This window comes from Aureitalea marina, from assembly GCF_002943755.1.
Lineage (GTDB): Bacteria > Bacteroidota > Bacteroidia > Flavobacteriales > Flavobacteriaceae > Aureitalea > Aureitalea marina.
On sequence record NZ_MQUB01000001.1, the window covers coordinates 1545535 to 1558105 of the forward strand.

The following is a 12571-nucleotide window of genomic DNA, read 5'->3' on the forward strand; positions in this document are numbered from 1 at the left end:
ATATGAGTGTTACCACCTGGTTGATCATCTTTCTGATCATACAACTGATCCACGGTGCCGCAACCTGGAAAATGTACGTCAGTGCCGGTAGAAAAGCCTGGGAGGCTTTTGTACCTGTGTACAATGCTGTGATCCTGATGAAAATCATCAACAGACCATGGTGGTGGGTGATCTTGCTATTCATTCCGATTGTGAATCAAATCATGTTCCCGGTTATTTGGGTAGAGACCATTCGTAGTTTCGGATTTAACTCGTCCAAGGATACCTGGGCCGTCATATTGACATTGGGCTTGTATATGTTTTACATCAATTACACCCAAGAGCTCAATTATATTGAAGACCGTGATCTAAAGCCGCGAACAGCAGCCGGAGAATGGGTCAGTTCTATCCTATTTGCCGTGGTGGCCGCCACTATTGTGCACACCTATATCATGCAGCCCTTCACCATTCCAACCTCTTCCCTGGAGAAAACATTGTTGGTGGGTGATTTCCTATTTGTGAGTAAATACCACTATGGTGCTCGGGTTCCCATGACCCCAATCTCTATGCCCATGGTACACGATAATATCCCCTTGCTGAACAAACGTTCTTATCTAAATACCAATGGATATCCCTATATGCGATTTCCAGGTTTCCAGAAGATCAAGCGGAACGATATTGTAGTGTTCAGTTGGCCGGTGGATACCCTCGTGGATATTTTAAATCCTTACGGGGAGGTGTTGATCAAACCGATTGATAAAAAGAGTAATTACGTAAAGCGTTGTGTAGGATTGCCGGGAGATTCCCTCGAGGTAAGGGACGGATTGGTTTACGTGAACGGAGAGCAAAATGAGCTGCCAGATCGAGCCAAGCTACAGTTTTCCTATGGCTTTAAGACCAGTGGCCCCTTGAGCCCCTCCTATTTTAAGCGATTGGATATCACCGATGGTGTTGGAGTGGACCCGGAGTCAAAGTCTTTTTATTATGTGCCTGCGGCCACCCCGGAGGCCATAGAACAATTGGAAGCCAACCCCAATGTGACCGAAGTATTTCGCTATGGTGCAGAGGCCGGAGAATGGGATCCCAACGTATATCCACAGGATGACCGATATCCATGGAACCACGATTTCTTCGGGCCCATCTACATCCCGCAAAAAGGCGCAACAGTAGATATCAACCTCAACACCATTCCTCTCTACAGAAGGATCATCGAGGTGTATGAAGGCAGTGAGCTGGGTATCGAGAACAAGATCTCTTTCAGCGGTAACCAAGTCTTGCTAAATGGTGTTCAATTAACGGAATACACCTTCAAAATGGACTACTACTGGATGATGGGAGACAATAGAAATAACTCCCAGGATGCCCGCAATTGGGGTTTGTCCCCTTCAATCACGTAGTGGGTAAGCCGGTATTCATCTGGATGAGCATAGACGGTATCAACGATGGCATGTCTAACTGGAAGTTCAAATGGGAGCGATTCTTTACCACAGTTGGCGGAACAGGTAAGCCGGTCTCTTACTTCAAATACTTCCTGATCGTCGTTGCCGGATTGTGGATCTTCAGTTTTGTTCGTAAACGAAGAAAGAAGAAGGCCCAGCAATAGTCGGTAATGTTATGGGACCTCTTTTAGTACATCCCACCTACTGGCCCTCCATTGCTCAGATGGCCTATGTCATACGAGCAAATGAAGTTGTATTTGAACGCTGGGATAATTACCAGAAACAAACCTATAGAAACAGGGCGTATATCGCTCATGCCAATGGTAAATTGAGCCTCAATGTCCCCGTGCTTCACTCGGTGGATGGAAGAAGGCAGACCAGCCGTGAAGTTAGGACGGACGGACGGTTTCCCTGGGCAGAACAGCATTGGAAGTCCCTACAATCTGCCTACAGGTCCAGTCCTTATTTCGAATACTACGAAGACGAACTCATCGATCTCTTCTCGGAGATGGATGTCAATCTAATGGACCATAACATGCGGGTCTTCCAGCGGGTCTGTGAATTACTGGGAACGGAAATTAATTGGCGCTTCTCAGATTCTTATCAGATGGAAGCAGATGAATTCTATGATAAGCGGAATCTGGTTGTCGCCAAGAAGGCGCCGACCTACTCCCTAACCCCCTACACCCAGGTACTGCAACCGCATGGAGAATTCCTCTCCAATTTGAGCATACTCGATCTACTCTTCAACGAAGGCCCTAATACCTTGTCTTATCTGATGGAGCAGAATCTAGATATCTAGGGTAACTTCAAAGTAGCCATCACAGGATAGTGATCCGAGAAGGTTCTGTCCAGGGTCTGAAAGTCGAGGAATTTCAGCGAGGAATCGGCGAACAAATAATCGATCCGAAGTGGGTAAGAGTCAAATCGGAAGGTAGTTCCCAATCCGCGACCCTCTTCCCTAAATCCGTCCACAAGCTGTTTGTTAAGTTTCCTGTAGACATAAGAAAAGGGGGTGTTATTCAGGTCTGCACCCACTAGGATAGGATATGGGGAATTGGTCATATGCTCCAGGATCACCTCCAGTTGTTCCTGTTGTCTGGCAAAACCATCGGCCATGCGTTTGCGGGTCCGCTCGGAATCGTTGTTCTGCAAATAATCCACAGTCGGTAGAATTCCCAGGGATTGCAGGTGAAGATTATAGAGACGCAATTTGTTCCCTCCTACTTCCAGATCAGTATAGACACTGTTGTTCCCGGTATCGTCAAAGTCAAAAGACCCTTTGGCAGTCATGGGATATTTGGAAAATATAGCATAGCCCAAGGCACTGCCATCACGGAAATGTGTGAACTGATAGGGATATTGGCTAAAATCTACCGGATGCTCCTTATAATATTCCTGTATACAGATCACATCCGGTTGATGTTCTTGAATGAGTTCGTCCAGGAGATGATCAACCACATCACCCGGTTCCTCTTCATAGGCGTTAAAAAGGCGAACATTATAGCTCATCACTTTCAAATGCGGTCCGTCTATGGCGAGTTCCGTATTGGAACCAAAGCGATACAAGGGGCCATGCAATAAAAATCCGAGTAAAAGTACAGTTCCAGACAACCAAGACTGCCTTCTGAATCCAACCAACCAATACAATAGGAATAACAAATTGATGACGATCAAGGGAGATACGGCCAGGCCGATCAACGAAATAGAAGGAAAACGAGCAGGGGGTACATATGGTACCAGGTAGGAGATCAGTAATAAGAGGGCCGCCAGGATATTGATCCCGTAGATGATTCTCCCCAAAAAACCACTGCGTCTCTTGCTCATGGATTAATCGTCCTTACCGGCCCGAAACAAGAAATCCTTTTCCGATTTACTCAGGCTCTCATATCCGCTTTTACTGATTTTATCCAGGATGGCATCTACCTTTTTCTGCTGATCACTCTTTTGATCCCGCATACTTTTACCCTGGGCCGATTTCGTCTTGGTATTCCTATGTACCTTCTTAAATGGACGCTGTTTACGACTTTTAAACAGATTGGCCACACCGTCCATCATACGCTCAAATCCAAGGCCGATATCCTTCCCCCGGATCAATTGAACGGCATACACATACCCAAGTATGGCTCCACCCAAATGGGCCAGTAATCCTCCGGCATTACCGGATGAGGGCAAGCGAACCAGATCCAGTAAGACCAGGAATACGGCTACCTGCCAGATCTTCAGGTTAAAAGTGAAGATGCGGATGGCGGTATTGGGCGCATAGGCCGCGATAAAGACCATCAGGGCAGTAACGGCACCCGATGCCCCTAATAGATAGCCACGAGCATTTTCAAATACAGGAAACAGCCCATAGGCCAGTACAAACAACAAACCTCCACTGATCGCTCCCATCAGGTAAACGGTCAAGAGCCGCTTTGCCGAGAACAGGTTGAGTATCATCTGGCCAAACCAATACAGCCAGAGCATATTGATCAGAATATGGAAAAAACCATAATGCACAAAGCTGTAGGTAATAAAGGACCAGGGTTGCAGCACAAATTCCGACCAGGTATCCGGCAGAACGAACCACTTGGTCAATTCGTAGGGGTCTGTAAGAGTGAAGAACCCAAGCAATCGAACCACCAGGAAGATGGCCACATTGATCACGATCAATTTGATCAGAATATTGGCCGTCTTGTACTGTTGTATGAGGTTGGTCTGCGGCATAATCAGTTCCAGCGGGTGTCGTTAAAACTATTCTTTTTCCAGTAGTAAGCCATGATAAACCCAAATAAGGCACCCCCAATATGTGCCCAATTGGCAATATTCTGACCAAAGACCGAGAAGCCAGTTACCCCAGAGAACAGATCCAACAGGATCAGGGCTGGGATAAAATACTTGGCCTTGATCGGTATGGGCAGGAAGATCAGCATCAGCTCTACATTGGGATACATCAACCCAAAGGCCACCAGTATACCATAAATAGCACCGGATGCGCCAACCGCAGGCACATTGAACGCCTGAAACATTGTATAAACGCTATTACTCGGGTCAGATAAGAATGATTCTATTTGTTCCGAACTCATACCTGACGAAACTAATATTTCTAAACCTTGGTGATAATTGTAGTAGTTAACAAAAGAGTGTACAAACGCCGCACCCAAGCCCGCAGAAAAATAGAAAAACAGGAACTTCTTCCTTCCCCATTGCATTTCCAGGGGTGTACCAAAGGCCCAAAGCGCATACATATTGAAGAGGATATGCATAAACCCTCCATGCATGAACATATGCGTGACGGGTTGCCAGAACCGAAAATTGGGATTCTCAAAATAATAGAGTGAGAACAACCGATAAGATATCTCTTCGGCCAACAATGTTCCCCCAAAAAAGAGCACATTGACAATGATTAGAACCTTTACGGTCTCGGTAATTCTTCCCATAATTAACTAAACTGCTTATCGAAAAATTTGTTGTCCAAGGTGATCAGTACGGGCCGTCCGTCCGGGGCCCTGTCCGGCTCTTTGCATGCAAAGAGTTCGTGGACCAATTGCTCCCGCTCTTCTGCCTCTAGTATTGTTCCAGTCCTTATGGCCATGGAAGCGGCCAGGGACCTGGCCATACGATCATTGATGCTATAGCCCAATTCGGGTAATTCCTGATCCAAATCGTCTATCAATTGCCCCAATACCCTTTCTACCTGAACTTCTTCCATCTCAGCAGGTAGGGCTTGAATGGAAATCCCATCCGAATGCCAATCGGCAAATTCAAAGCCCATTTGCTCCAAGCCCTCCCGTATATCTTCCAAAAGGGTCAATTGTTTGTTGTCATACTCGATCTTCACGGGAAATAACAATTGCTGAGAACCTCCCCTTTCCATAGTCAGTCGAGAAAGATAAGACTCGTACAGGATTCGCTGATGGGCCCGAGCCTGATGCAACATGATCATTCCATTTCGGATCCTGCATGCAATATACTTGGCTCCGACCTGGAAGGTTTCCTGCTTGCTTTCTACCGTATCCTGGTCAAATAGCCGGCTCTCCAGTTCCTCAGATTCTTCTAAGGGAAACTCTGCAGGGTCGTGAAATCCTTGTGGATCGCTTATGGCTGTGCCTGAATAGAGAGACTCCCATTTTACTTCAGGTTTAGGCGGTTTTCCCGAAGAGTATCCTGCTTTACCCTCCTTTTCACTGAATGGGTTGAAGTGTCTATCCACCTCGATCTTTGGTGAGACCGGGACTTGCTTGGTGCTCTCATAGCTTGGATTCAGATCCAGGGAATGATCAAAATCCAAAGATGCTGCTACCCTGTATTGACCCAGGCTGTGACGAATGGTGGACCGCAACATGGCATAGATCGCGTGTTCATCTTCAAATTTGATCTCTGTCTTTGTTGGGTGGATGTTAATATCGATAGCATTCGGATCAACCTCCAGGAAAATAAAAAAGCCCGGATGGGCACCCTCCTTGACTATTCCTTCAAATGCCATTCCCACAGCGTGATTGAGGTAAGCACTCTTTATAAAGCGATCGTTCACAAAGAAGAACTGCTCTCCCCTGCTTTTTCTGGCGTATTCTGGTTTAAGGACAAAACCACTGATACAGACGATCTCTGTTTTTTCTTCCAGGGGGACCAGTTTCTCATTGGTCTTTGGCCCAAAGATCCCGACGATACGCTTACGCAGGTTAGCCGATGGCAGATTGAAAAGATCATTGCCGTTGCTGATCAACTTGAAGTGAACCTTGGGGTGAGCCAAAGCCACCCTATGGAACTCATCCAAAATGTGCCTCTGTTCTACGGCATCGCTTTTCAGGAAGTTTCTCCTTGCTGGAATGTTGTAAAAGAGATTCTTAACAGAAATGGTTGTGCCAACAGGACCAGTAACCGCTTCGGCAGCTTCCATTTCGCCTCCGGATATCCGGATCTGAATGGCTAGTTCGTCCTCAGGCCTTCTGGTCCGCATTTCCACTTGGGCAATCGCCGCAATGGAGGCCAGGGCTTCTCCCCTGAATCCTTTAGTGGATAAGCTGAAGAGGTCATCAGCTTCTTTTATCTTGGAGGTTGCGTGCCTGGAAAAGCTCAATTGAGCGTCGGCCTTACTCATTCCACAACCATTGTCTATCAGTTGGATCAGGGTCTTGCCGGCATCCTTAACAACCAGCTGCACCTGGGTCGCACCAGCATCAATAGCGTTCTCCATCAGTTCCTTGACAACGGAAGCAGGACGTTGGACGACCTCTCCTGCCGCGATCTGGTTGGCTACATGATCCGGTAATAGCGTAATGATATCCGCCATTTAGTTAGGCTGGGTAAAGATGGATAAATCGAAATCGATCAGGTAAAGGAAGATTAGCACCAAAATAGCAATTATGATAAGGATCCGCCGGTTGGCATTCTTATCGGAACGATCCCGAAGGTCGTCCCAGGCAGCTTTGAATTTATTCTTTAAGCCTCGGTTAGATCCCACCGTCTTACGGAACTGATCGAATTTCTGTTCCATCCGGTAGGGACTACCCTCTTTCTCAGACGAATAATAACGAGGCGAATAGTTGAATTTCTTGTTCTTTTTGGTCTTTAATATTCCCATAATCCCTGTATTTCAAAGGTAGGTAAAAACAAAAACAATGCCGAGAAGGAAATCTTAAAAAGTGAGGGGTGTAGGGTGAAGGGTGAGGAGTTGGTTAGTCGTTAATAGTTAATGGTTAATCGAGTCAAATAACGAATAACGATTCACGCTTAACCCTTATAAAACTTGGCGTCCCTTCGCAGCTGGGCCATCTTGATAGCCGCTATGGCAGCCTCCGTACCTTTGTTGCCGTGCTCACCGCCACTCCTTGCCAAGGACTGCTCTATGTTGTTGTCCGTCAGTACACAAAAGATCACCGGAATGTCACCACGTACATTGAGGTCCTTAATTCCCTGAGAAACGGCCTCACAGACAAAATCGAAGTGTTTGGTCTCCCCCTGGATCACACTTCCTACCGCGATCACAGCGTCCAGCATATCGAAGGCCTCGGTCATTTTCTTAGACCCATAGACCAATTCGAAACTACCGGGAACATTCCATCGTACGATGTTCTCCTTTAGCGCACCACAATCGATAAGGGCATCGAAGGCACCCTGAAATAAGGCTTGGGTAATCTGATCGTTCCATTCAGAGACGACCAAGCCAAATCGCATGTCCCGTGCAGATGGAACATCTTTGGGATCGTAAGCAGAGAGATTATTTCCTGCAGTAGCCATGATTATTGCATAGCTTCGGCCCGGCCTTTGAAGCTGCGGGCATTGCCCGATTCGGCCGAGTTAGGATATTCGTCAAGTATACGCTGAAAATAGGATACAGCATCTGCAGAATTCCCTAATTCAAGGGCCGTAACTCCGGCTTTTAATAAAAAGCGTGGAGTAGTCAGGTTATTGTTCCGCAAATTAGCTGCCTGTACATAATAACCCAAGGCCTCATCCATTTGACCCAATTGGGCAAAGGCATCTCCAATGGCTCCTTTAGCTAACGGTGCAAGTACATCGTCCTCTCCATTGAACTTATCCAGATATTGAATGGCATCCTGATAACTTCGTGTATTCATATAGGCCATACCCGCATAGTAGTGCGCGAGATTAGCTGCATCTGTTCCTCCGTAATTATCGATAATATCCAGGAATCCGTATTTACCGGCACCCCCGTTTAGAGATAGATTGTACAGCGAATCTTTTTGCTGAGCAGTCATGGCAAGCTCGAAATAGTTCTGAGCCTGGAACATCTCGTTCATGGCTTCCTCTTCCTTGGGAGCCTGCACAAATTCCTGGTAGGCCAGGTATCCCAAAACCACCAGGGCGATACCTCCAACAATCCCCAGGATCAGGTTCTGATTCTTCTCGATCCAGGCTTCGGTCTTAGATGCCCCTTCATCCAACGACTTAAATACCTCCGCCGTTGCACTTCCGTCTTCCAGAACCTCCTGCTTTTCAGCTTTGGTCTTAGGCTTATATCCTCTTTTCTTGTAGGTGGCCATAATATCGGTTTAATGTCGCGCAAAAATATAATTTTTATTCAAAAGTAAAAGCCAATTAAGTTGTTATTTTTGGCCGTTCAACCCGGTGTTTTTGTAACTTCAAGCCACCGTTTTGGTCCATTATTCACCCTGCTCAAAATGAGATTGGAATCCCTGGCCTTACTGAATTATAAAAACTTTGAAACCCAGCGTTTTGAGTTCGACCCGCGTATCAATTGCCTAGTGGGCAACAACGGGGTTGGAAAAACCAATGTCTTAGACGCCATCTACCACCTGTCCTTTGGCAAGAGTTACTTCAACCCGGTCACCAGCCAGAACATTACCCATGGCAAAGATTTTTTTGTCATTGAGGGTGATTTCGAGAAATCGGATCAGCCAGAAAAGGTCGTGGTCAGTGTAAAGAGAGGTCAGAAAAAGATCATCAAGAGAAATGGCAAGATCTACGAGCGTTTCAGGGATCACATCGGCTTCATTCCCCTGGTGATCATCTCCCCTTCGGACCGGGACCTGATCATAGAAGGCAGTGAGACCAGGCGCAAATTCATGGACGGGGTCATCTCCCAAGGGGATGCCGATTATCTGCGAGCCTTGCTGTCTTATAACAAACTATTGGTACAGCGAAATTCCCTGCTCAAATACTTTGTAGCCAATAGAACCTTCAAACCGGATACCCTGGCCGTCTATGATGACCAGATGGATGCCCTTGCAGCAGTGATACACGGTAAAAGGAAGGATTTTATACAGGCGTTCACCCCCATCTTCCAAGGCCGTCACAAGGCAATAAGTTCTGGTAATGAAGAGGTTGCATTAATTTATCAAAGCCAATTGGACGAGGCTCCACTGCATCAATTGATGCAGGCCAGCCTGGAGAAGGATCGCTTCACACAATTTACCAATTACGGTATCCATAAAGATGATCTGCTTTTTCGGATAGGGGATAAACCCATCAAAAAATTTGGTTCACAAGGGCAGCAGAAATCCTATCTGATCGCCCTGAAACTAGCCCAGTTCGATTTCTTGAAAGGACAGACAGGGGTCAACCCTATACTTTTACTGGACGATGTCTTTGACAAGCTGGACGAGGAAAGGGTTGCCCGTATCATTCAATTGGTGGACCAGGAAGACTTCGGGCAGTTATTTATCAGTGACACCCATGCAGACCGGACAGAAGAGGTGGTCAAGCAGGTGCATCAATCCTATAAAATGATCCGCTTATGAGAAGGTTATATCTCTTATTGATCACCGCCTGCCTGATGGCTTGTACAGGGCAGGATACGGATCAGATGTTGGCCTCCCTTCAAGGCTATTGGGAGATCAAAAAAGTGGAGTTGCCAGATGGGCAAGTCCGGGAGTTCTCCATCAACACTACGGTCGACTATATTCAATGGGATGGTGAAAATGGGAAACGAAAAAAGTTGAGTCCAGCCTTGGACGGCAGCTTCAGCACCTCAGATATCACCGAGACTTTTACAGCTGTGATTCGATCAGGGAAGTTGTTCCTGATTTACAAAACCCCTATAATGAATGGGAGGAGCAGGTCCTTCAGGCAGATGACCAACAACTGGTGGTCCGCAATCAAGAGGATAAGATCTATACCTATCAACCCTTTGAATCCCTTACCCTGGACTGATATGGCCAAGAGAAAACGATCTGAACAATCTATGGGCGATGCCCTCAATGAGATTCTCGGCAAAGGACCACTGTCGCGAGGATTGGACAAGGTCAGGGTAGCCGAGGCCTGGAATGCGGTCATGGGGCCGGCCATCGAAAAATATACCGATCGGATCTACCTGGAGAACCAGACGCTATACGTTTCCTTAAGTTCTTCCGTTTTGCGGGAGGAACTGAGTTATGGCCGAGAAAAGATCGTTCGGCTGCTGAATGAACAGCTTGAGAAAGAACTGGTAAAAGAACTTGTACTGCGCTAATAAAAAAAGCCGATCCAACTGGATCGGCTTTTTATATATTGTTCGAACGTCAGTTAGAAGATCTCACGACCGGCAAAGTGAAACTGCCCTTCGATCTCGGCATTCTCGTCCGAGTCACTTCCATGAACTGCATTTTCCCCAATAGAATCTGCGTACAATCTGCGGATGGTACCTTCGGCAGCTTCGGCAGGATTGGTAGCCCCGATCAGGGTGCGGAAATCCTCCACCGCATTGTCCTTTTCCAGGATGGCTGCTACAATAGGACCTCTAGTCATATACTGAACCAACTCTCCAAAGAAGGGACGATCCTTGTGGATAGCGTAGAATTCCTGGGCATCAGCCACGGTCATCTGGGTTAATTTCATAGCGGCAATACGAAAGCCTGCTGCTGTGATCTTCTCCAGGATAGGACCGACATTTCCTTTTTCGACACTATCAGGTTTTAACATGGTAAACGTTCTGTCTGTTCTCATCGCTTAAAAAAATTTTTGCAAAAATAGTCCTTTTCGAACCACTGGCAAGGGGTTAACGCTAACTTAATACAGTCAGACATTTGACTCTTTAACTAGCAAGTGCTCCTAACCGATCTAGTCAGACCAAAAAGCCCCTATTTAGAGCCTGACTCTGCTATCGCCTATACGATTAAATTGTATCTTCGCATCGCTCATGAATCAAGATCAAATCAGCTTATTGCAGCAACTGCTGGACAGCCCTAAAAAGATAGTGGTGATTGGCCATAAAAACCCGGATGGCGATGCCGTGGGTTCATGTCTGGGACTGAGCGGTTATCTGAATTCCTTGGGACACAATAGTCGGGTGATCATGCCCAATGACTTTCCGAAATTCTTAAAATGGCTTCCGGATTGCGATAAAGTGATCATTTATGAACAGCAGCAGGAACGGGCGCAGCGTATGCTAACTCAGGCTGATCTCATCTTTACATTAGATTTTAATGCCTTGAACCGAACAGGGGATCTGGGAGTTTTATTGGAACAGGCACAGGCGGATTTTGTGATGGTAGACCACCATCAGCAGCCAGATGACTATGCCAAGGTAACGATCAGCGATCCTACGATGAGTTCTACTGCAGAGATGGTCTTCCACCTGATCCATGCCCTGGAAGGGGAATCCTATATAGACGCTGATCTGGCCACTAATCTCTACACGGGGATTATGACCGATACCGGATCGTTCAGATTTCCTTCGACCACAGCGGTTACGCATAGGGCTATTGCAAGCCTGATCGAAAAAGGAGCAAATGGATCGGACATACATCGGGCCATCTATGACACGAACAGACCAGAGAAGTTGAAATTACTCGGAACGGCTCTGGAGAACATGGTTCACCTGCCAGAGTTCAGAACGGCTTATATCACCCTGAGTCAAAAAGAACTGGACGATCACAATTTTAAAAAGGGAGATACCGAAGGTTTCGTCAATTATGCCCTGTCCCTGAACGAGGTTATTTTGGCGGCCATCTTTATAGAAAATAAACAGGAGAGTATCACCAAGATATCCTTGCGCAGCACTGGTTCGTTCTCGGTGAACGAAATGGCCAGGACCCACTTCAATGGCGGAGGGCATATCAATGCCGCAGGTGGTCGATCTGTTAAATCACTACCGGATACCGTAGCCGACTTTTTAGCTATCTTGCCCACCTATCAAAATGCCCTGAATGACACCAATTAGATTCATGCTAATGCTCCTGCTGATCATTGGGATCGGCAGTTGTGGCAAACCCGAAGCCAGGAAGCCGGTTTCCCGCGCAACAGGAAGCTATATTCAGCAGTCCGCAGAGCGCAATAAAGAATTGTACGCCCAGGAAAAACTTCAACTACAGCAATTGGTTGCTCAGGACAGCAGCAGAAATTATCAGAGTTCTCCAAATGGTTTTTGGTATACCCTTATCCAGCGGGATACCACCCAGAGCGGATCACCTCGAGTAGGAGATTTGGTCAGTTTTAGCTACGATATTCTGTCCTTGGAAGGAGACACCTTGATATCGCGATCGGAAAATGGGGTGATCAGTTACAGCATAGACCAAAGCAACCAGGAACTGATATCAGGTATTCGGGAAGGCCTCAAAGTCATGCAAGCAGGCGATGTGACCCAATTCCTATTCCCTTCTTACCTGGCCTATGGGTATTATGGGTCTCAGGGTGCGGTCAACCCCAACCAAATGGTCAGATCGACCATAGAACTGTATAGCATAGAAAAAAAAGAATCCAATAATTAA

General features: G+C 46.7%; 13 protein-coding genes and 1 pseudogene. 6 read left to right on the forward strand and 8 right to left on the reverse strand.

Annotated features, from left to right (window positions below; all coding sequences use genetic code 11):
* Positions 1–2 precede the first annotated feature (2 nt).
* A pseudogene (gene lepB, locus BST85_RS07145) lies at positions 3–1582 on the forward strand (signal peptidase I).
* 11 nt (positions 1583–1593) lie between these two features.
* On the forward strand, positions 1594–2220 hold the full coding sequence (locus BST85_RS07150; protein ID WP_104812617.1) for a WbqC family protein: 627 nt from the start codon (positions 1594–1596) through the stop codon (positions 2218–2220).
* Here BST85_RS07150 and BST85_RS07155 read toward each other — a convergent pair.
* The 7 genes from BST85_RS07155 to BST85_RS07185 all read right to left on the reverse strand — a co-directional run bounded on the left by BST85_RS07155 (position 2217) and on the right by BST85_RS07185 (position 8407).
* A complete protein-coding gene (locus tag BST85_RS07155; RefSeq protein ID WP_104812618.1) occupies positions 2217–3245 on the reverse strand; it encodes an endonuclease/exonuclease/phosphatase family protein in 1029 nt (342 codons plus the stop codon). The genes BST85_RS07150 and BST85_RS07155 overlap by 4 nt on opposite strands.
* Before the next feature lie 3 nt (positions 3246–3248).
* A complete protein-coding gene (locus BST85_RS07160) occupies positions 3249–4127 on the reverse strand; it encodes a rhomboid family protein (RefSeq protein ID WP_104812619.1) in 879 nt (292 codons plus the stop codon).
* 2 nt (positions 4128–4129) lie between these two features.
* Positions 4130–4840, reverse strand: a complete 711-nt coding sequence (locus tag BST85_RS07165) for a rhomboid family intramembrane serine protease (protein ID WP_104812620.1) — start codon at positions 4838–4840, stop codon at positions 4130–4132.
* Between the two features lie 2 nt (positions 4841–4842).
* The gene (gene mutL / locus BST85_RS07170; RefSeq protein WP_104812621.1) at positions 4843–6693 is read right to left on the reverse strand and encodes a DNA mismatch repair endonuclease MutL; all 1851 of its coding nucleotides are present in this window, start codon (positions 6691–6693) and stop codon (positions 4843–4845) included.
* Positions 6694–6984, reverse strand: a complete 291-nt coding sequence (locus BST85_RS07175) for a riboflavin synthase subunit beta (protein ID WP_104812622.1) — start codon at positions 6982–6984, stop codon at positions 6694–6696.
* 149 nt (positions 6985–7133) lie between these two features.
* Complete coding sequence (gene ribH / locus BST85_RS07180; RefSeq protein ID WP_104812623.1) at positions 7134–7640, reverse strand: 6,7-dimethyl-8-ribityllumazine synthase; 507 nt, start codon at positions 7638–7640, stop codon at positions 7134–7136.
* Between the two features lie 2 nt (positions 7641–7642).
* A complete protein-coding gene (locus BST85_RS07185) occupies positions 7643–8407 on the reverse strand; it encodes a tetratricopeptide repeat protein (RefSeq protein WP_104812624.1) in 765 nt (254 codons plus the stop codon).
* Positions 8408–8545: 138 nt separating this feature from the next.
* On the opposite strand from BST85_RS07185, the gene recF reads away from it, so the two are divergent.
* Both recF and BST85_RS14705 read left to right on the forward strand, forming a co-directional pair.
* On the forward strand, positions 8546–9625 hold the full coding sequence (gene recF / locus BST85_RS07190) for a DNA replication/repair protein RecF (protein WP_104813941.1): 1080 nt from the start codon (positions 8546–8548) through the stop codon (positions 9623–9625).
* Positions 9622–10335, forward strand: a complete 714-nt coding sequence (locus tag BST85_RS14705; protein ID WP_342750408.1) for a DciA family protein — start codon at positions 9622–9624, stop codon at positions 10333–10335. The genes recF and BST85_RS14705 overlap by 4 nt, the downstream gene beginning before the upstream one ends.
* 53 nt (positions 10336–10388) lie before the next feature.
* Here BST85_RS14705 and BST85_RS07200 read toward each other — a convergent pair whose 3' ends face one another.
* Positions 10389–10808: a nucleoside-diphosphate kinase gene (locus BST85_RS07200; RefSeq protein ID WP_104812625.1), complete on the reverse strand. Its 420-nt coding sequence runs from the start codon at positions 10806–10808 to the stop codon at positions 10389–10391.
* 193 nt (positions 10809–11001) lie between these two features.
* Between BST85_RS07200 and BST85_RS07205 the strand changes: the two genes are divergently transcribed.
* Both BST85_RS07205 and gldI read left to right on the forward strand, forming a co-directional pair.
* Complete coding sequence (locus BST85_RS07205) at positions 11002–12024, forward strand: DHH family phosphoesterase (RefSeq protein ID WP_104812626.1); 1023 nt, start codon at positions 11002–11004, stop codon at positions 12022–12024.
* A complete protein-coding gene (gene gldI / locus BST85_RS07210; RefSeq protein ID WP_104812627.1) occupies positions 12011–12571 on the forward strand; it encodes a gliding motility-associated peptidyl-prolyl isomerase GldI in 561 nt (186 codons plus the stop codon). The genes BST85_RS07205 and gldI overlap by 14 nt, the downstream gene beginning before the upstream one ends.

Coding starts and splice junctions, on each gene's coding strand:
- BST85_RS07205 (WP_104812626.1), top strand. CDS start 11,002: ATGAATCAAGATCAAATCAGCTTATTGCAGCAACTGCTGGACAGCCCT.
- BST85_RS07155 (WP_104812618.1), bottom strand. CDS start 3,245: ATGAGCAAGAGACGCAGTGGTTTTTTGGGGAGAATCATCTACGGGATC.
- BST85_RS07160 (WP_104812619.1), bottom strand. CDS start 4,127: ATGCCGCAGACCAACCTCATACAACAGTACAAGACGGCCAATATTCTG.
- mutL (WP_104812621.1), bottom strand. CDS start 6,693: ATGGCGGATATCATTACGCTATTACCGGATCATGTAGCCAACCAGATC.
- BST85_RS07200 (WP_104812625.1), bottom strand. CDS start 10,808: ATGAGAACAGACAGAACGTTTACCATGTTAAAACCTGATAGTGTCGAA.
- gldI (WP_104812627.1), top strand. CDS start 12,011: ATGACACCAATTAGATTCATGCTAATGCTCCTGCTGATCATTGGGATC.
- BST85_RS14705 (WP_342750408.1), top strand. CDS start 9,622: ATGAGAAGGTTATATCTCTTATTGATCACCGCCTGCCTGATGGCTTGT.
- BST85_RS07185 (WP_104812624.1), bottom strand. CDS start 8,407: ATGGCCACCTACAAGAAAAGAGGATATAAGCCTAAGACCAAAGCTGAA.
- ribH (WP_104812623.1), bottom strand. CDS start 7,640: ATGGCTACTGCAGGAAATAATCTCTCTGCTTACGATCCCAAAGATGTT.
- BST85_RS07150 (WP_104812617.1), top strand. CDS start 1,594: ATGGGACCTCTTTTAGTACATCCCACCTACTGGCCCTCCATTGCTCAG.
- BST85_RS07165 (WP_104812620.1), bottom strand. CDS start 4,840: ATGGGAAGAATTACCGAGACCGTAAAGGTTCTAATCATTGTCAATGTG.
- BST85_RS07175 (WP_104812622.1), bottom strand. CDS start 6,984: ATGGGAATATTAAAGACCAAAAAGAACAAGAAATTCAACTATTCGCCT.
- recF (WP_104813941.1), top strand. CDS start 8,546: ATGAGATTGGAATCCCTGGCCTTACTGAATTATAAAAACTTTGAAACC.